The organism is Mesorhizobium sp. DxT (genome assembly GCF_058448885.1).
Window position 1 is genome coordinate 1 of sequence record NZ_JBZFLJ010000010.1, and the last position, 17,772, is coordinate 17,772.

Consider the following 17,772-nt stretch of genomic DNA (forward strand, 5'->3'; position numbering starts at 1 on the left):
ACCGTAGACACAGAAACTGACACCTCCGCCAATCCCTGCCTTCATACAAGACGCCCAACCGAAACGTCAGGCGGCCCAGACTTCGCGCTTACATTTCCGCTATTGCAATGCGTAAACAAGCGTTCGCGATTGCAGGAAGTGTAAGGGCCCGGCTAATAGCGGGTACATAATTCAGTCAATAAACGGACTGTGTGGGGCATTCTCTCCGCGCTCTACTTAGCGCCGGCAGGTAAGTAAAAGAATAGCCTTTTTCGGGGTTTACTTGTGCTGCACCGTGTGTTTGCGTCTAACAAACGCCGCTGCTTTGGTTTTCACATGCCGCATCTAAATACACGATTGCCGAATAATTTGGAAGAGCTAGTAACTCTTTCTGCTGAAAAGCTGTCTGTTGACAAAAGTACTTTTGCCAGACACGCAATTGCTTGCCTCGCCCGGCAGGTTATCGAGTTGAGTGAGCGCCAAGACAAGCTAGACGAGCTTACGCTGCAGATTATGCGCGAAGAAGTCGAGCGGAGGCGCGAGCGCAATGGCTAAGATCGTGCAGGGGTATATCCACTACCGGACCGAGGGGGAAGCGGCCGATGCCTTCGCGCTGGATACCAGCGTGCCGCTGCTGCTCAATCACCCAGTGCGCTCACCGTCCAGCAACCCGGCGAAGGTAGCCGCCGCACCCCGCGCCGGGAAGTTCATCGACCTTGAGCAGCGCGAGGATGGCATCTACGCAACCGCGCTCATTTACGACGACACGGTGGCGGATACCGCCAACGGGTTCAGCGTTGGCACCAACCTGCAAGAAGCCAAGCAAAGCGGCAACCGGGGCAAGCTGGCCGAGGTCAGCATCCTTACAGGCGACAAGCGCCCCGGCAACAAACATTGCTTCATTCGCCAGTGCCGGGCCGCCACACCAGTGCACGCCAAGGCCGCCGCATGGGCCGCCAGCGTGCGCGCCGAGCAGGCCGCCGTGCGGGACACGCTGGCCACTGTGGCAAGGGCATGTGCGGCGTTGGCCGATGCGGTTGAACAACGGAGGCAGGGCGATGCTGCTTCTTAACTGGTGGAGGCACCACAAAGAGCATCAGGCGGCACGCGACGAGCTGCTGCTGACGTTGGCGGAAGAAGTCCGCAAGCTGCGCACCGACGTCGAGGGTCTCGCCACCGAGGTCCAGCACGACCAAGCGGCGTTCACCAACGTTTGTGACCAGCTTCACCGACACGCCCGCACCATCGACCAACTGGTGGCGCGTACCAACGTGCCCCCGCTCAACCAGCACGGGGAGCACAGACATTGAGTTCCGGCGCCATGGGCCGGCCCCTGCCGCCGCTCGGATTTGGGTTCGTTCCGCCTTGGTTGTCCGAGCGGCGGTTCTTCTAACTGATACGAAAGAGCTATCGATGTTTTGGAATAAGCCAGAGAAGACGCCCGCGCCGGCTCCCAAGCAGAAGGTGTTGACCGCTGCTGAGGCTGCCGCCGAGCACCAGCGCAAGATGAACAACTGGGACGAGGACGCCTACCGGGCCGCCTCCCAAGCACGCCGCAATGCACAGTTCGCCAGCACCAGCGCAGGCGGGAACTACACCGAGCAGGCGTGGCGACATAAGCAGCGGCAGGCGGCGGCGCATGAAGCCCGCAAGGCCCAGCTTACGCAGCCGCTGACCGACAAGCCCAATGCTGCGACACGGAAACTGATCGTCGCTGCCATCCGTAAAGGGGCGGCGCATCTGACCAGCGGGGCGGCAGCGCTCCACCGCAGTCAGACGGAACTGGCAAATCTTGCCGGTGTGAACCAGACCGCCCTGCAAGCCTTCATCGACGGCGCGGACAGTCTGGACGACGGGGAGCTTTCGCGCGTGTCACAATTCCTGTGGCGGGAAGGCAGCTTCGATGCCGAGCTTCGCGAAGTGCGGTTCAGCCGATTCCTTCAAGGCGGAGGGATGTAGGGTGGCGTTGTCGCTTGCGGGTGCCGAAGCGGCAAGCTAACCGGTCCGCTGACCATCGTGGAGATCTACAAATGACGATAGATTGGAACAAGGCGCAGCAGGAAAACATCGAGCTAGCGGCCGCAGTGGTGGATCGTCGTCTAGCCGCAGCCGACTTGAATTTTCAGCACGTCGAAGAAAAAGCTAAGTGGGTAATGACTCTACTGCTATCGCTTGGTTCGGCATTGGGTGCGTTCCTGATCTCCGGTGCAGCAGCAAACGCATGTACAGCAATTGCCGGTGGGGTATTAGCGGCTTGTTTCTTTATCGGAGCAGCGCTAGCCGGTTTCGCTTTGCGAACACAAGGATACCTCGTTCCTGCCCGCATCCCAGATGAACTTCAGGACTGGAAACCCTTCTTTGAAGGTGGAGAGCGTGAGCGAAAAGTTTTTCAGTACACTCAAATTGGCACCATGCACCGCGCGGTGTCGGCAAATGAGAAAGCTAACGACGCGAAGGCTTGCTGGCTGAGACGTGCAATCTTGTTCGGACTACTTGGTGCGTCGATCGCCGCCGCTGTTATTGCCGCCTGTTCCATCGCGCTGCTCGTAGCGGTCTCGCCCGGAATTTGCCCAGCCGTCATCGGATTGTGAGCTTTGGTCCGTTTCGTTGTCTTTCTCGCCGCCCATCGCTGCGCTCTCCCAGTTTCTGGATCAACATGTGCGCTGCGGACTTGAGGAGTCAACCTATTGCTCACACTCGCCAGCAATTGGGACGTGGCTAATCCGCACGCAGAGGCACAATCAGTTTACATCTACCTAGGCAGGTGCATGAGACGCATTTCCACCGGCGGACTGGAACCTGCGTGCCTGACCTTCGATGACTTGGTCGGCAACACCTTTGTATCCAGGAAATAGCCGAGCGTGGCCGTAGCCCGCTGTGGCCAAAAGGCTAACGACCGCAGGCGCGTGTTTCGTTTCAAGACAAATCTTGTGCAACAGCGGGCGCGAGACGGTTTTCCCGCTTTGCTCTAGGCTGCTGCGAAGTTGAACATCAAGGGAAGAACGGTCAACGGAAAGCGGCCCCTGAGATGTGATGACAGGCATCGTCTGTCGCTCCGTCGACCAATATGTGAAAAGCCCTTTTTGCGCGGCAAGGTTTGGGTTGCCATGATATGGCGGCGTAACAAATCGCAGGGATAGTCGCCCATCAACGGCGTTCAGAAGCGACAATTCTTGAGTTTCCAGTGCCCATACAACGATCTTCCCAACCTCTGTCCCGATAGCGCCTGAAGCCGCAAAGTAGGCAGCGATCAACGGGTCATACGTCCAGTCGAGAAGCCTTGTTGGAATCCCATGGTGCTGCGCCAGCCCCGCAACCTCCAAAAGGTAGTCGGGTAGCCACTCGTTTGAAACCGGCGAGATTACCTCTCGCCAATCGATATGTTCAATGAGTTTGGAACGCACAGGTTCAGATACTGGAACGTAGAGCCCTTGCTGGTCTGCCAACTTGAAGAACGCCCGCAGAAGGGTGAGTTCGGCGTATGTTTGCCACAGTTCCCAATTCTCTTGGCCGGCAGCTACTCCCCCCACAAGGTCGAATAGCCGTTCCCGGTTGCGCAACCGCAACGCGGTTGGGACCAACTCAAATGATTCGCACGCGTGTCCGCGAAATACAAAATCAGGAAACAGCGTAGGATTGGTCCAAGGCGTGAGAAGCGATAGAAACTCCTCAGCACTCGTCGCCTGCTTCTCTTTCAGCATTTCCGCCATGGTGCCCCCTATGGCAAGTCATCAGCAGCACCTTAGTGCGCGGCTTGTCACTGTACCAACTGAGCTGGGGACAGCCATTACTGTTTTTTTTCCCGAGGGTGCTGCTTTAGGCCGGCAGGGCCGTGGGCGTACCGGGCGCTTTTATACCCGAATATTTACCCGAGTTTGCCTGATTTGCGCTAAGTGCTTGATTTTGCTGGTACGCCCAAGGGGAATCGAACCCCTGTTTGCGCCGTGAGAGGGCGCCGTCCTGACCGCTAGACGATGGGCGCTTGCCAGAACCGGCGATATAGAGGGGAATTTTCGCGAATGCAACCTCGCCAAGTCCATTTCCTGTTGCAGCCGCTGATTTTTCGGTCGGGCGCTATTCCTTGGTCGCGGCTGCCGGGCGTGGCTCGATCAGATCGAAGAGATTGCCGTAGAGGTCGGCAAAGACGGCCACGGTGCCGTAAGGCTCGTGACGCGGTTCTTCCTGGAAGACAATTCCCTGGGCGATCATGCGGGCATGGTCGCGCGCAAAATCGTCGGTCTCGAAAAAGAAGCCCACACGCCCGCCGGTCTGGTTGCCGATCCGGCTCTGCTGCGCCTCGCCAGATGCCTTTGCAAGCAGGATGCGCGCGCCGGCGCGCGAGGCCGGCGCGACGACCACCCAGCGCTTGCCCTCACCCATATCGGTGTCTTCGACCAGGTCAAGGCCGAGCCTGTCGCGGTACCAGGCGACCGCGTCGTCATAATCGCGCACGACGATTGCGACGGTGGCGAGGCGGCCCAACATCGGCCGCTCCATCTGCGTGCCGCCGGCGCTCATTGCACCTCGCGAACCGCGAAGCGGCCGACGGGCTCGCCACGGACCGTGTCGTAGAGCAGGATAGAGCGCTCTCCATCCGGCAGTTGAAGCTGCAGGCTCAGCACACTGCCCGAAAGCGCGTGGCTGACGATGCGCGCGCCGGTCGGCAGCGCGATCTCGCCTTCAAGTACGGTGCCGTCCGCCGGCACCGGCAGTTCCGAGGCGGCGGCGGATGCAGGCTCCTCCACCCGGCTGGCGCGGTAGACAATGGCGACCACCACCGCCATAAGGGCGAGAAACAGGAGCCCCAGATTGATCGCGACGAACCGCACAAGCTTGCGCCGGACCCTTTCGACCGCTGGATCGAGCGGCTTTTCCTGTTCGTCGTCTAGGGGGGCGGCCATGGGCATGTCGGGTCCGGTTGATCAATGAGCGATCCTGATAACGAAGCCGAAGCCGCATTGAAAGAGTTCGTCGCCGATACAAGCGGCGAGCGTATCGATCAGTGGCTCGCCGCGCGCCTCGGCCCGGACCTCTCGCGCAGCCGCATCCAGGCGCTGATCCGCGAAGGTGCCGTCAGTGTCAACGGTGCGCCCGTGGCCGAGCCCAAGCGCAAGCTGGCCACAGGCGACCGCGTCGTGCTCGCGATGCCCGAGCCGGAACCTGCCGCTCCTGAAGGCGAGGACATACCGCTCGACATCCTGTTCGAGGACGACGACCTTGTGGTCGTCAACAAGCCCGCGGGTCTTGTCGTCCACCCCGGAGCGGGCAACTGGACGGGCACGCTGGTCAATGCGCTCATCCGCCACTGCGGCGCATCGCTGTCCGGTATTGGCGGCGTCCGCCGGCCGGGTATCGTGCACCGGCTCGACAAGGATACGAGCGGTGTGCTCGTCGTCGCCAAGAACGACCGAACCCACCGGGCCCTGTCGGAAGCCTTCGCCGACCATGGCCGGACCGGCGACCTCGAACGCGCCTACGATGCATTGGTCTGGGGCTCGCCCGCGCGCGTCACCGGTACGGTCGATGCGCCGCTGGGTCGATCGGGAACGGATCGCACCAGACAGGCCGTGGTTCGCGAGACGGCACCCGACGCGCGCCATGCCGTCACCCATTTCACCATTCAGGAACGCTTCGGCGAGAAACCGGATGCCACCGCCATGGCGTCGCTGGTGGAATGCCGGCTCGAAACGGGGCGCACCCACCAGATTCGCGTTCACATGGCCCATATCGGCCACCCGCTGCTGGGCGATCAAGAATACGGCAAAGCCTTCTTCACCAAGGCCAACAAGCTGGAAGAGCCGCTCGGCAGCCTTGTCCGCGCCTTTCCGCGGCAGGCACTTCATGCGCGACTGCTCGCCTTCCGTCACCCAACCACGGATGCGTTGATGCGTTTCGAGGCACCCCACCCGGTCGATCTCGCGGAACTCCTCGACGCTTTTCGCCGTTGGGACTTGAAGACCAAGGGTGGCAATACCTAAATCACGAAGGTTGCCCCCGCTGTTCAAGCCCGGGTGACACACTGTTTCCTGTGTTCACAGACCGTGATTTTGCCGCAAACACACCTATATTGAAGGTCTAACGGCGTTGTGCGCCAGAATGCGGCTGCGCCGAATGCCCGCCATCCTTGGGGGCAGAACACGCAAGATGAGGGAGGGCGCTTCATGGCCCAGTCACTACCCAGTATCGTTTCCGGAGAAGGCGGACTTTCCCGCTATCTCGAGGAAATCAGACGTTTTCCCATGCTCCAGCCGCAGGAAGAGTACATGCTCGCCAAGCGGTACCATGAGCATGAAGACACCGGCGCCGCTCACAAGCTGGTGACAAGCCATCTGCGTCTCGTGGCCAAGATCGCCATGGGGTATCGCGGCTATGGGCTGCCGATCGGCGAGGTCATTTCGGAAGGCAATGTCGGCCTCATGCAGGCCGTCAAGAAGTTCGAGCCCGAGCGGGGCTTCCGCCTCGCGACCTATGCCATGTGGTGGATCAAGGCCTCGATCCAGGAGTATATCCTGCGCTCGTGGAGCCTCGTGAAGATGGGCACCACCGCCAACCAGAAGCGGCTGTTCTTCAACCTGCGTAAGGTGAAGGGCAAGATTCAGGCGCTCGACGAGGGCGATCTTAAGCCGGAGCAGATCACCGAGATCGCCACCCGCCTCAACGTTTCCGAGGAAGAGGTCGTCTCGATGAACCGCCGCCTCTCGGGCGATGCGTCGCTTAATGCCCCGATCCGGGCATCCGAAGGCGAATCTGGCGAGTGGCAGGACTGGCTCGTGGACGATCACGAAAGCCAGGAAGCCATGTTGATCGAGCAGGACGAACTGGACAATCGCCGCGACATGCTGGCCGGCGCCATGTCTGTGCTGAACGACCGTGAGCGCCGTATCTTCGAGGCTCGTCGTCTCTCGGAAGAGCCGATGACGCTTGAAGAGCTGTCGTCCGAGTTCGACATCAGCCGCGAACGCGTGCGCCAGATCGAGGTTCGTGCCTTCGAGAAGGTTCAGGATGCGGTCAAGGCCGCGGCGCGCCGTCAGGCCCAGTCGCTGCGCACCATCGATGCCGAGCCTGCCCACTGACGGTGGCGCGGTAGCGTGACAATCAAAAGCCGCCGGTTCGCAAAATCCGGCGGCTTTTCTTTTGGTTCAAACTGAAAACAGAAGGTTCAGCCGCTGCTGGCCTCATCCCACGCGCGCAGGACGTCCTGGAAGACGCGGTCGCCCGGAATGCCCTTTTCGAGCGAAAGCAGCGCGCGGCGACCGGACTGGTACACGATCGGAATATCGACCCAGCTCTGCCGACGCAGCAGCGTCGTGTTGGCCTCGACCTCGGCGGGCGCATCCCCGAGCGCGATCAGGAAAAAGCCGTCGGCGATCTTCGCCGGAATACCGATCAGCGGATTACCCGGCGCCTGTTCCGTTTCCTTGAAGGCGATACGCGAGACATTCGAGATCGCGCCGCCCTCGAAACCTTCCGGGGTAAGGAAGATCATCTCGATGATATGGCTTGCCGGCAACGTCTGGTCGCCATTGCGGCGGATCGTCATGCGAAGCTGGATGTCCTTGCCGGGGATCGTCGCTTCAGCGCGGATGGCCGGCTCCGGCGGCAGGTCGCCTCCGGGCGATTCCTGCACCGTCGACCAGACAATCGATCCGGCCTCTGCCGAGCCCTGTGCCGCGCTGGTGCGTTCCTCGTAGAAGATCGCCCGCTGGCCGACGGCGACCGAGGGCTGCGCGGACTGCTCGCCGCCTTGTTCGCCGGACTCGGCCGCGGTCTGATTTTCACCAGCTTGTGCCGGCTCGGAAGGACCGCCCTCCGGCTGGGCGACCGATGCAATGGACGTCCCCTCGCCGACAGTCGGCTCGCCACCGGCCGGACCTTCATCGACTTCGCTGCCATCGGGCATCAGACGCTGGGTGAACTTCTCCGGCTCGCTGTCTGTCGTCGGCTGCTCGGCCGGTGCCGGTGATGTCTCCGGCTCCTCCGCAGCAGGAAGATTCGCGACGTCTTCTTCGGCAGCGGGTTCTTCCGGCGGTGTCTGGTTGAGTTCCTCTGCGGTCTCCGCACCTTCAGGCGCCGCCGCCTGCTGCTCGTCCTCGCCCGCATCCGTGCTGACTACCGTCGACAGGTCGTCACGGTTCATCCACACGGCATAGCCGGCGCCCGCAACCAACAGCAGAAGGACCAATGCTCCAATCATCAGACCCGTGCGGTTTCTGGATGCGCTGGGCGCGCTGCGCTCCCGCGCCGGTGCAGCAAAAGTCTCAGGCTTATCGGAAGCTTCTGGCGTTACATCATCTTGTGGTGCGAAATCATCGGCGGCAGGATCGACGGCAGACGACGCTGCGGCAGGCCGCTCTCCGGCCAAGGGACGCTCGGGCGCCGCCGTGGAAACTGGCGCGACCACGGACTTGGCCGCCTCAGCTTCTGGTACAGCAGCCGACGCGGATGTCGCGGGAGCCGGCGTGCCTATGCCTTCAAGGGTCGCGAAAGCGTCGTTGAGGCTGTCATCGTCCTCGCTGTCATCTGCCTCGGCATAGTCGGCGCGAAGAACGGCTATCGCGTCCTCCAGCGCCTTCCGCTGCCGTTCGACTACGGCCGCAGGCGGCGGCGGGTTGATCGCCGCCAGCTTCGCTTCGATGGTGGCGCGGGCCTTGTCATAGACTTTCTCGCGCATCTCGGGTGTGTTGTCGCCGAGCGCGTCGATCGTCTTTCTCAGAACCGCAACGAAATCCGCCATTCTCTGTATCGTCCTCGCATGTTTCCGGGTCGGCAGAGGACCAAATCAACGGTCCCGGAAAGGGTTGCCAAACCTAGTCTTGAAACGGGTCCGTAACAAGTATCGTGTCCTCGCGCTCGGGGCTGGTCGACAGTAGCGCCACCGGCGCGCCGATCAGTTCCTCGATGTAGCGCACATATTTTACGGCCTGTGCTGGCAGATCGTTCCAGCTCCGCGCGCCGGCCGTCGTTCCCTTCCAGCCCTCGAGCGTCTCGTAGATCGGCTCGACGCGCGCCTGCGCGCCCTGGCTTGCCGGCAGGTAGTCGATCGTCTCGCCATCGAGCCGATAACCGGTGCAGACCTTGATTTCGTCCAGCCCGTCCAGCACGTCGAGCTTGGTCAGGGCGATGCCGTCGATGCCGTTGACGGCGACGGCCTGGCGCACCAGGACGGCGTCGAACCAGCCGCAGCGGCGCTTGCGTCCGGTCACCGTGCCGAACTCATGGCCGCGCGTGCCAAGGAACTCGCCAACCTCGTTGTCCTGCTCGGTCGGAAACGGCCCTTCGCCGACGCGCGTCGTATACGCTTTGGTGATGCCCAGAACATATCCGATCGCGCCGGGTCCGACACCGGATCCGGTCGCGGCCTGTCCGGCAATCGTGTTCGACGACGTGACGAACGGATAGGTGCCCTGGTCGATGTCGAGAAGCGTGCCCTGCGCGCCCTCGAACAGGATTCGCTCTCCAGCCCGGCGCGCGTCGTCGAGAATCTTCCACACGCGATCCATGTAGGGCAGCACCTTATCGGCCACCGAGGTCAGTTCATGCATGATGGTTTCATGCGCGACCTCGCCATGGCCCAGTCCCCGTCGCAAGGCGTTGTGGTGCGTCAGCAGCCTGTCGACCTTCGCCGGCAGCGTTTCCAAATCCGCGAGATCCATGACCCTGATTGCCCTGCGCCCGACCTTGTCCTCGTAGGCCGGGCCGATGCCACGCCGTGTGGTTCCTATCTTGGTGCCGGAATTCGAGGCAGCGTCCTCGCGGAACCCGTCAAGTTCACGATGAAGCGACAGGATAAGAGCGGTGTTTTCGGCTATTTTCAGGCGGTCCGGCCCAATATCGACGCCAAGTTCGCGGATCCGCGACAATTCCGCCACGAACGCGTGCGGGTCGAAGACGACGCCGTTGCCGATCACCGACAGCTTGCCCTCGCGCACGACGCCGGAAGGCAGCAGCGACAGCTTGTAGACCTTGCCCTCGACCACCAGCGTGTGGCCGGCATTGTGGCCGCCCTGGAAGCGCACAACCACGTCGGCGCGCTGAGACAGCCAGTCGACGATCTTGCCCTTGCCTTCGTCGCCCCACTGCGAACCGACGACCACCACATTGGCCATGGAAACTTCCCTTCTGATGAGGCCGGACGGCCCTGCCCGGCAAAATGACAGGCCTCTATAACGTCAAGTCTTTCGATACGCGACCCCCACTTGCCGCGTTCGCTCACGACTTTGCCGCGATTTATCCGTCCTTGGCACATTGCGCCCGCGGGCACGGGCGGCTAGGCGGGGTCCCAGTTCAGCATTCTGCTCCGGCCGGCCGCATCCATGTTCCGCAATGCCTATCTGCTCCTCATCCTGACCACCCTGTTCTGGGGCGGCAACGCGATTGCGGGAAAGCTGGCCGTCGGTCACATATCCCCGATGTTGCTGACGACACTGCGCTGGGCGCTAGCCGTGCTTGTCATCGCAGCGATAGGACTGCCGCAGCTTCGACGCGACTGGTCCGTGGTAAAACGCAATCTACCGCTTCTCTTCCTGCTCGGCACGGCGGGCTTCACCATGTTTAACGCGGCGATGTATTCGGCGCTCACCTTCACCACTGCAATCAACGTGTCGATCGAGCAGGCCGGCATGCCGATGTTCATCTTCCTCGCCAACTTCCTGCTTTACCGGATGGGCGTCTCGCCTGGCCAGATCGTCGGCTTTACCCTGTCCCTGGTGGGTGTGGCGCTGACAGCGAGCCACGGCGACCTGACGAGGCTGGCCGAACTCGACGTCAATTTCGGCGATGCGCTGATGCTCGCGGCGATCGTGCTTTACGGCGGCTACACCGTGGCCTTGCGATACAAGCCGGCGATCCACTGGAAGAGCCTGATGCTCGTCATGTGCTTCGCCGCCTTCCTGTCCTCGATCCCGTTCGCGGCATGGGAAATCACGACTGAGCGGGTAACATGGCCGGACACCCGCGGATGGATGATCGTGGTCTACACAGCCATCCTGCCCTCCATCGCCTCGCAGGCCTTCTACATGCGTGGCGTCGAACTGATCGGCGCCAACCGCGCGGGTCTGTTCATCAATCTGGTGCCGATCTTCGGCACGCTTCTGTCGATCCTGATTCTTGGCGAAGCCTTCCATCTCTACCATGCGATCGCGCTGGTGATGGTGCTGGGTGGCATCTGGCTGGCCGAACAGAGCGGCAGGAAACGGGCTGCCGGTTTGTAACCTAGTATTCGCCAGCAATGCGCCTTGCCCAGCGCCTCACAGCTTCGCCGAAGCAGTCGTGCAGGGAATCGGTGGCAATCACCGACCCGTTAGCGAGCCTGCCCAGCAGCGAAAGACCCTCCACCGGCTCGCCGTTTACATCGATAATCCTTCCGTCCGGTCGGACCGATGCACCGAGCCCCTTGCCAAGCTGCGAGACAAACCCGCGCTCACGCAAATCGGCTATCAAAGGTGAAGACACTTTGGCGATGTTCGGCCCAGCGAGGACAGAATCCACCATCGCCGTTGCCACATCCGCCCCTCCATTCTCAGCAATACGCCAGCCGCCGTCGACGAGTTCGATATCGGGATCGTCCACCCGTCGTAGTGTTAGCTTTCCCGCGTCGATGAGAGCCAATAGCCTCGCGGTGGCCTCGGCCGGAGGCCCGTACGAGAACCGCTTCAGGCCATCGTCGAACGGTATCAGCGCTTCAGCGACCGCAGCGGTTTTAGGCGCCGGGTTGTAGGCGATGCGCAGATCGTTCTGGAGGTGCCGCCAGACCTGACCGGTGACGTAGCCGACAGAGGGCTTAGCCTTGCCCAGCGCCATCGCGAGATAAAGCCTCATCGCCTCCGCCGGCTGCTCATCGTCCGGCACATCGGGGTCGTCCTCTGCGCCGTCGCGCAGCCAGGCAAGCACCGCGCCCCAGTCGTGTTCCGGCAGCCTTGCGCCGGCCATCTCCGCCAAAATGTCGAAAATCGGTTCCAGATCACCGTCAGCCAGCTCCATCACGCTGGCAACCGCATCGCGGAAGGCAAGCCGCTCACGCTCCTCGACGATATAGGGCTGATCCGCTGCCACAGTTGCCGGCTTCGGCGCCGGCGGAATACCGTTAAGCGAAAAAGGCACCAGCTTTGCCGGTTCGCGACCGCTGGCGATGTAGGTCAGTCGGCCATCACTTTCGGTCTCGAACCGCCCTCCCAAGCCCTCTGTCAGCACTCTCGTGACATCGATCATCGCAAGGCCGAAGCCACGGATCGCAACAGTCCTGCCTTGCCAATCCGTCGCCGCCAGCAGGGCCGCGCTGGGATAGGCTTCGCACAATACCGCATCTGCCTCGCGCGCATGTTCGCGCCAGCGCTTTATCTGCCGGTCCTTCACCGGCTGATGGCCTAGGCACAGGAGCACCTCGTCGAACGGGCCGTGATCGCTTCCCTCGTCCGTGCGCAGCAGCCAACCGGCCTTCCCCGGCTCGCAGGCTACTACGTGGCGACCGATGACCTCCATCGGCAACCTTTCACGCAGGGCCGCAAATCGAGCCCGCAGATAAGCCCCGATCACCGCACGGGGCGGATAGTCATCCGGCCCATACGCTCCGTCGAGCCACGCATCGAATGACTGGCCGTGCTTCGGCACAGGCAGGTCGATGGCGCGCAAAGGAATGTTGAGAAGGTTGAGCGGCGTCTGCCCCGACGCATAATTGGGTCCGGCGCCCGGCGCCGTGTGCGTCTCAAACACTGTCACCGCCACCGTGCGATCACGCATATGGTCCGCCAACGCCTCGACAGCCGCCAGCCCACGCGGCCCGCCACCGACGATCGCGACACGCAGCGCCTGCGCTGAAATCTTGCCGGAATTCACGACACCCCCAACATAAATGAACGCCCGCGCTTTCGCACGAGCGTTCCCAATAAGCCTTGGGAGGCTGTTTTGGTTCCTTTGGCGCTTACGCCGCCACGTCGAAATGCAGCGGCTTGGCCGACTCGATCTTGGGATCGGCGCGCAGCTCCGCCAGAACGTCCTGCGGGAACGGTGCGTCGAGATAGAGCAGCGCAATCGCGTCGCCGCCCGGCTTGTTGCGGCCAAGCTGGAAGTTGGCGATGTTGACGCCCTTCGAGCCGCAGATCGATCCCAGAAGACCGATGATCCCCGGCACGTCGGCATTGGTGGTGTAGAGCATGTGCTCGCCCACCTCGGCGTCGAGATTGATGCCTTTGATCTGGATGAAGCGCGGCTTGCCGTCCGAGAAGCAGGTGCCAGCGATCGTGCGCGTCTTGCTCTTGGTCTTGACCGTAAGCTTGATGTAGCCGTCGAACACGCCGGACTTGTCGCGCTTGACCTCAGAGAGGATCACGCCCCGCTCCTTCGCCATGATCGGGGCCGAAACCATGTTCACATCGGCAACCTGTGGACGGATCAGCCCGGCCAGCGTTGCAGACACCAGCGCGCGGGTATTCATTTCGGCCGTCAAGCCGTCGAACAGGATCTCGACCTCCTGGATCGGCTCTTCGGTCACCTGGCCGACGAATGCGCCAAGTACCTCGGCGAGCTTGATGAAAGGCTTCAAACGCGGCGCTTCCTCCGCCGTGATCGACGGCATATTGATCGCGTTGGAGACCGCGCCTTTTACGAGGTAGTCCGACATCTGCTCGGCAACCTGCAGGGCCACGTTTTCCTGCGCCTCGGAGGTCGACGCGCCGAGATGCGGCGTGCAGACCACGTTCTCCATGCCGAACAGCGGGCTGTCGGTGGCCGGCTCGGTCTCGAAGACGTCGATGCCGGCGCCCGCAACCTTGCCGCTTTTCAGCGCTTCGATCAGGTCTGCCTCGACGATCAGGCCGCCGCGCGCGCAGTTGATGATGCGCACACCGTCCTTCATCTTGGCGAAGGCCTCCTTGTTGATGATGCCGCGCGTGCGGTCGGTCATCGGCGTGTGCAGCGTGATGAAGTCCGACCGCGCGAAGATGTCTTCGAGCTCGACCTTCTCGACACCCAGCTCGGATGCGCGCCCTTCCGAGAGGAACGGGTCGTAGGCGATCACGTGCATTTTCAGGCCGACGCCGCGCATGGCGACGATAGAGCCGATATTGCCGCAGCCGATCACGCCCAGCGTCTTGCCGGTGATCTCGACACCCATGAAGCGGTTCTTTTCCCACTTGCCGGCATGGGTTGAAGCATTGGCCTCGGGAAGCTGCCGCGCCACCGCGAACATCAGCGCGATCGCGTGCTCGGCGGTCGTAATCGAATTGCCGAAAGGCGTGTTCATCACGATGATACCGCGACGCGATGCAGCCGGAATGTCGACGTTGTCGACGCCGATACCGGCACGTCCGACGACCTTGAGATTGGTCGCTGCCGCGATCAGCTTCTCGGTCACCTTGGTAGCCGAACGGATCGCAAGGCCGTCATACTGCCCGATCACCTCGAGCAGCTTCTCCTTGTCCTTGCCGAGATCCGGCAGGTAGTCGACCTCGACGCCGCGATCCTTGAAGATCTGGACTGCAGTCGGGGAGAGTTTGTCGGAAACGAGTACGCGGGGCGCCATGATGGCCTCCTTCGTCATGTCTTGGAAAACGGGAATGGAAGGCCGCTTGGCGCGGCCTTTGAATGGCGTCAGGCAGCTGCCTTGAGCGCAGCCTTCTGGGTCGTGAAGGCCCAGTCGAGCCATGGCATCAGCCGCTCGAGATCAGTTGTCTCGACGGTCGCCCCGGCCCAGATGCGCAGTCCGGGAGGCGCGTCTCGATAATGGCCGATGTCGTAGGCGACACCTTCCTTGTCGAGCAGCGACACCATGCTCTTGGCGAACGCGGCCTGCGCTTCCTTGTCTAGGGCGACAATGTCCGGATCGACGATGGACAGGCACACCGAGGTGTTGGAGCGCGTTGACGGCTCGACCGCCAGATGGCCGAGCCAGGTGCTCTTCTCGACAAAGGCGTCGATCACCGCGAAATTGGCATCGGCCCGCTGCACGAGCCCATCAAGCCCGCCAATCGAGACGGCCCATTCAAGCGCGTCGATATAGTCTTCAACGCACAGCATCGACGGCGTGTTAATGGTCTCGCCCTTGAAGATGCCTTCGATCAGCTTGCCACCCTTGGTGAGCCGGAAGATCTTCGGCAGCGGCCATGTGGGTGTATAGCTTTCCAGCCGCTCGACGGCGCGCGGGCTGAGAATCAGCATCCCGTGCGCGGCTTCGCCGCCGAGCACCTTCTGCCAGGAGAAGGTCACCACATCGAGCTTCGAGAAGTCGAGCTGCTGGGCAAAGGCGGCCGAGGTGGCATCGCAGATCGTCAGGCCCTCGCGGTCCGCCGGGATGAAATCCGCATTCGGAACGCGCACGCCGGACGTCGTTCCGTTCCAGGTGAAGACCACGTCGCGGGAGAAGTCGATCTGGTCGAGATCGGGCAATTCGCCGTAGCCAGCCTCGATCTTGCGCGCATCGGCGAGCTTGAGCTGCTTGACCACGTCGGTCACCCAGCCGGCGCCGAACGATTCCCAGGCGACCATGTCGACGCCGCGCTCGCCGAGCAGCGACCAGAGCGCCATTTCGACGGCGCCCGTGTCGGAAGCGGGCACGATGCCGATGCGCCAGCCATCCGGCACGCGCAGAACGTCGCGGGTGAGTTCGATGGCCCGTTCGAGCCTCGCCTTGCCGATCTTGGCGCGATGCGACCGTCCGAGCGGCGCACCGGCGAGTGCTTCAAGCGTCCAGCCAGGGCGCTTGGTGCAGGGTCCGGAAGAAAAATTGGGATTGGCCGGACGCACGTCCGGCTTGGCAAATGTCGTCATTGTGGTTCTACCCTTTCAGATAGCACGCCCCTCGTTGGGGAGGGGTGGCCCACGGACGGCATTAGCGGAAGCGCCGGAGATCCGCAAGAGCGTTTAAGCCGCCATCTGCGAAATGGACGCTTACACTCGCAAACTGCTTTCGGCGTCAGCTAGGTTTCCCAGACCCATAAAATGTGTAGCCGAACGATGATTTACAAATGGGCGTGCATGCGGCAGGACGGCTTGAGTGGTTGCGTAATTGGGACCATAGATATCGCTCGAGGCCTGTTGCGCTGTCCTTGGACACCCTAGGTCGACAGCATCCGTCAGGAGTAGACTTTGGCAGTGAAGCACATCTTCATCGGCGGCACGTCCTTTACCGGCAGCACGCTTATCGGCCTGATTTTGGGAGCGATTCCCGGCGTCGCCAATGTCGGTGAATCAAACTGGCTGGTGCCACGTCTTGGAGAAGCAGACGCTTCGCTCAAACTCTGGAACGATTATGAGGGCATGGAGCAGTGCCGGCTGTGCGGATCCGCCTGCAAGGTATGGACGAAAGAATTTCGCATGGACTTGCAGCGCGACCCTGTCGATTGGTTCGAACGTGTTGCCGCGCGCCTTGGGACGAACGTGCTTGTTTCGTCCGAGAAAGAAACACCATTCGTCAATGCGCTGGACCCTCAAGAACGCTATACTGCTCTGATCCTGTTCCGCGAGCCGCGCCAGTTCTGGTCTTCAATTCGCAAAAGGCCTTGGCGGCAAGATACAATCCAGCAGGCAACTCGCCGTTGGGCGACCGCTTACAAACATTTCGTCGAAGACACATATCGCCCCGAAGGCGGCAAGATTTTCATGAATGTCGACGCCTTTCAGACACAACCGGAGCAGCGGCTTCGCATACTTCTGAAGCTTCTGGGAATCGAAGGTAATGTCGAATCCGTTTTGCGATACTGGCAATCGCAGCAGCACTATGTTGGCGGCAATTTCAACGTCTACCGGGAACTGGAGCAAAAGGGCGCTGCTTCGCTCTCCCTCAGGCCACCGGAAGCACTGTCGCTTTCAGCGAAAGAACACGACTTCATACAGAACCATGAAGCCGATGAAATCTACCAGCGACTTCTAAATCAAACGCCGGGTCTTTCGGAACCTGTTGCAGCAGCAACGCGCTGATATCCGACGAAGCCTCCAGGACGCAAAACGGCGGGCCGAAGCCCGCCGCAGTTGCCTGAGATGTGCGGCTCACTACCAGAGATCGTAGCGCAAGCCAACCTTGATCTGGTGCTGCTTGACGCCTTCCGCAATCGTGAAGGTGTCGGTGTCGAGATATTCCATCCCCGGTGTGTGCAGGAACTGGTATCCGACATCGATGGAGGCGTTCTGCGAGACCTTGTAGCTGGCGCCTGCCATCAGCGCATAGGCGAAGTTCGTTTGCCTGTCCGACCATTCGTCGAAGACGCCGAGCGTCGGCGAATCGATGCTCACGTGATGCTTCGAGTAGGTCGCGCCGACGCCGGCGCCAATATAGGGCGTCACGCCCATCACGGTTGCGATGTCCCAATAGCCGTTCACGAGACCGCTCCAGGCCGTATGGGATGCTTCGCCGAAATCAAAGCCGTCATCGTAGCGGTAGCGGTCACTGCCGAGATAGGCCAACGTCGCGTCAACACGAAAGTTGTCGGTCAGGTGATAACCTACGCCGAAGCCGCCACCGAAACGCCTGTTTGACGTTTCTTCACCCAGCAGTTCGAAGTCGTAGACCGGATCGCCCACATTGTAGCTGACGTCGCCGCGCAGGTACCAACCCGAACCGATTTCGACGGGCACCCATTCCGGCGCCTGCTCGATGATGATCGGCGGATCGTAGTCGGCAGCAAGACCCTGTGCGGCCGGAAGTACGGCAAAGGCGGCACAGGACGCGATGAGACGGTTTCTGATGCTCATGAATCATACTCCACAGGGCGCGGCCCCCGCTGCGGCCGCTGGTGTTGTCATGAGCCATTCTTAACCATCTTGGTTAAACCGGGGTTAAGGATAACAGAGGGTTAGCGCGCAGTT

The 17,772-nt window shown here is 61.6% G+C and carries 17 protein-coding genes and 1 tRNA gene; 8 read left to right on the forward strand and 10 right to left on the reverse strand.

The window, feature by feature from the left end; genetic code table 11:
* Window positions 1-526: 526 nt before the first annotated feature.
* From ACVJNE_RS17975 to ACVJNE_RS17990, 4 genes are all read left to right on the forward strand, one after another.
* Window positions 527-1,051 (forward strand): hypothetical protein, encoded by a 525-nt coding sequence (locus ACVJNE_RS17975; RefSeq protein ID WP_499567801.1) that lies wholly within the window; start codon window positions 527-529, stop codon window positions 1,049-1,051.
* Entirely contained in the window at window positions 1,038-1,289 is a 252-nt protein-coding gene (locus ACVJNE_RS17980; protein WP_499567803.1) for a hypothetical protein, read from the forward strand. The genes ACVJNE_RS17975 and ACVJNE_RS17980 overlap by 14 nt, the downstream gene beginning before the upstream one ends.
* A gap of 157 nt (window positions 1,290-1,446) precedes the next feature.
* Window positions 1,447-1,938: a hypothetical protein gene (locus tag ACVJNE_RS17985; protein ID WP_499567805.1), complete on the forward strand. Its 492-nt coding sequence runs from the start codon at window positions 1,447-1,449 to the stop codon at window positions 1,936-1,938.
* 71 nt (window positions 1,939-2,009) lie between these two features.
* The gene (locus ACVJNE_RS17990) at window positions 2,010-2,570 is read left to right on the forward strand and encodes a hypothetical protein (RefSeq protein ID WP_499567807.1); all 561 of its coding nucleotides are present in this window, start codon (window positions 2,010-2,012) and stop codon (window positions 2,568-2,570) included.
* Between the two features lie 165 nt (window positions 2,571-2,735).
* Here ACVJNE_RS17990 and ACVJNE_RS17995 read toward each other — a convergent pair whose 3' ends face one another.
* The 4 genes from ACVJNE_RS17995 to ACVJNE_RS18010 all read right to left on the reverse strand — a co-directional run bounded on the left by ACVJNE_RS17995 (window position 2,736) and on the right by ACVJNE_RS18010 (window position 4,880).
* On the reverse strand, window positions 2,736-3,689 hold the full coding sequence (locus ACVJNE_RS17995; RefSeq protein ID WP_499567809.1) for an FRG domain-containing protein: 954 nt from the start codon (window positions 3,687-3,689) through the stop codon (window positions 2,736-2,738).
* Window positions 3,690-3,886: 197 nt separating this feature from the next.
* Window positions 3,887-3,961, reverse strand: a tRNA-Glu gene (locus ACVJNE_RS18000).
* A gap of 92 nt (window positions 3,962-4,053) precedes the next feature.
* Complete coding sequence (locus ACVJNE_RS18005; RefSeq protein WP_499567811.1) at window positions 4,054-4,497, reverse strand: VOC family protein; 444 nt, start codon at window positions 4,495-4,497, stop codon at window positions 4,054-4,056.
* A complete protein-coding gene (locus ACVJNE_RS18010) occupies window positions 4,494-4,880 on the reverse strand; it encodes a fimbrial protein (protein WP_499567813.1) in 387 nt (128 codons plus the stop codon). Before ACVJNE_RS18010 ends, ACVJNE_RS18005 begins: the two co-directional genes overlap by 4 nt.
* A gap of 24 nt (window positions 4,881-4,904) precedes the next feature.
* Between ACVJNE_RS18010 and ACVJNE_RS18015 the strand changes: the two genes are divergently transcribed.
* Entirely contained in the window at window positions 4,905-5,957 is a 1,053-nt protein-coding gene (locus ACVJNE_RS18015; RefSeq protein ID WP_499567815.1) for an RluA family pseudouridine synthase, read from the forward strand.
* A gap of 183 nt (window positions 5,958-6,140) precedes the next feature.
* Window positions 6,141-7,052, forward strand: coding sequence for an RNA polymerase sigma factor RpoH (gene rpoH / locus ACVJNE_RS18020; protein WP_173194594.1), 912 nt, complete (start codon window positions 6,141-6,143; stop codon window positions 7,050-7,052).
* A gap of 86 nt (window positions 7,053-7,138) precedes the next feature.
* Here the strand turns inward: rpoH and ACVJNE_RS18025 are convergent, their stop codons facing one another.
* Both ACVJNE_RS18025 and ACVJNE_RS18030 read right to left on the reverse strand, forming a co-directional pair.
* Window positions 7,139-8,713, reverse strand: coding sequence for a hypothetical protein (locus tag ACVJNE_RS18025; RefSeq protein WP_499567817.1), 1,575 nt, complete (start codon window positions 8,711-8,713; stop codon window positions 7,139-7,141).
* A gap of 73 nt (window positions 8,714-8,786) precedes the next feature.
* Window positions 8,787-10,085 (reverse strand): adenylosuccinate synthase, encoded by a 1,299-nt coding sequence (locus ACVJNE_RS18030; RefSeq protein WP_499567819.1) that lies wholly within the window; start codon window positions 10,083-10,085, stop codon window positions 8,787-8,789.
* A gap of 207 nt (window positions 10,086-10,292) precedes the next feature.
* Between ACVJNE_RS18030 and ACVJNE_RS18035 the strand changes: the two genes are divergently transcribed.
* Entirely contained in the window at window positions 10,293-11,189 is an 897-nt protein-coding gene (locus ACVJNE_RS18035; RefSeq protein ID WP_499567820.1) for a DMT family transporter, read from the forward strand.
* Window position 11,190: 1 nt separating this feature from the next.
* On the opposite strand, the gene ACVJNE_RS18040 is transcribed toward ACVJNE_RS18035, so the two are convergent.
* The 3 genes from ACVJNE_RS18040 to ACVJNE_RS18050 all read right to left on the reverse strand — a co-directional run bounded on the left by ACVJNE_RS18040 (window position 11,191) and on the right by ACVJNE_RS18050 (window position 15,738).
* The gene (locus ACVJNE_RS18040; RefSeq protein WP_499567822.1) at window positions 11,191-12,810 is read right to left on the reverse strand and encodes an FAD/NAD(P)-binding protein; all 1,620 of its coding nucleotides are present in this window, start codon (window positions 12,808-12,810) and stop codon (window positions 11,191-11,193) included.
* Between the two features lie 85 nt (window positions 12,811-12,895).
* On the reverse strand, window positions 12,896-14,494 hold the full coding sequence (gene serA / locus ACVJNE_RS18045) for a phosphoglycerate dehydrogenase (protein WP_173194598.1): 1,599 nt from the start codon (window positions 14,492-14,494) through the stop codon (window positions 12,896-12,898).
* Between the two features lie 68 nt (window positions 14,495-14,562).
* Window positions 14,563-15,738 (reverse strand): phosphoserine transaminase, encoded by a 1,176-nt coding sequence (locus tag ACVJNE_RS18050; protein WP_499567824.1) that lies wholly within the window; start codon window positions 15,736-15,738, stop codon window positions 14,563-14,565.
* A 318-nt stretch (window positions 15,739-16,056) separates the two neighbouring features.
* Between ACVJNE_RS18050 and ACVJNE_RS18055 the strand changes: the two genes are divergently transcribed.
* On the forward strand, window positions 16,057-16,887 hold the full coding sequence (locus ACVJNE_RS18055) for a hypothetical protein (RefSeq protein WP_499567826.1): 831 nt from the start codon (window positions 16,057-16,059) through the stop codon (window positions 16,885-16,887).
* Window positions 16,888-16,959: 72 nt separating this feature from the next.
* Here the strand turns inward: ACVJNE_RS18055 and ACVJNE_RS18060 are convergent, their stop codons facing one another.
* Window positions 16,960-17,658, reverse strand: a complete 699-nt coding sequence (locus ACVJNE_RS18060; RefSeq protein WP_499567828.1) for an outer membrane protein — start codon at window positions 17,656-17,658, stop codon at window positions 16,960-16,962.
* Window positions 17,659-17,772 lie beyond the last annotated feature (114 nt).

Coding starts and splice junctions, on each gene's coding strand:
- ACVJNE_RS18015 (WP_499567815.1), top strand. CDS start 4,905: ATGAGCGATCCTGATAACGAAGCCGAAGCCGCATTGAAAGAGTTCGTC.
- ACVJNE_RS18010 (WP_499567813.1), bottom strand. CDS start 4,880: ATGGCCGCCCCCCTAGACGACGAACAGGAAAAGCCGCTCGATCCAGCG.
- ACVJNE_RS17990 (WP_499567807.1), top strand. CDS start 2,010: ATGACGATAGATTGGAACAAGGCGCAGCAGGAAAACATCGAGCTAGCG.
- ACVJNE_RS18035 (WP_499567820.1), top strand. CDS start 10,293: ATGTTCCGCAATGCCTATCTGCTCCTCATCCTGACCACCCTGTTCTGG.
- ACVJNE_RS17975 (WP_499567801.1), top strand. CDS start 527: ATGGCTAAGATCGTGCAGGGGTATATCCACTACCGGACCGAGGGGGAA.
- serA (WP_173194598.1), bottom strand. CDS start 14,494: ATGGCGCCCCGCGTACTCGTTTCCGACAAACTCTCCCCGACTGCAGTC.
- ACVJNE_RS18005 (WP_499567811.1), bottom strand. CDS start 4,497: ATGAGCGCCGGCGGCACGCAGATGGAGCGGCCGATGTTGGGCCGCCTC.
- ACVJNE_RS18060 (WP_499567828.1), bottom strand. CDS start 17,658: ATGAGCATCAGAAACCGTCTCATCGCGTCCTGTGCCGCCTTTGCCGTA.
- ACVJNE_RS17980 (WP_499567803.1), top strand. CDS start 1,038: ATGCTGCTTCTTAACTGGTGGAGGCACCACAAAGAGCATCAGGCGGCA.
- rpoH (WP_173194594.1), top strand. CDS start 6,141: ATGGCCCAGTCACTACCCAGTATCGTTTCCGGAGAAGGCGGACTTTCC.
- ACVJNE_RS18050 (WP_499567824.1), bottom strand. CDS start 15,738: ATGACGACATTTGCCAAGCCGGACGTGCGTCCGGCCAATCCCAATTTT.
- ACVJNE_RS17995 (WP_499567809.1), bottom strand. CDS start 3,689: ATGGCGGAAATGCTGAAAGAGAAGCAGGCGACGAGTGCTGAGGAGTTT.
- ACVJNE_RS18025 (WP_499567817.1), bottom strand. CDS start 8,713: ATGGCGGATTTCGTTGCGGTTCTGAGAAAGACGATCGACGCGCTCGGC.
- ACVJNE_RS18030 (WP_499567819.1), bottom strand. CDS start 10,085: ATGGCCAATGTGGTGGTCGTCGGTTCGCAGTGGGGCGACGAAGGCAAG.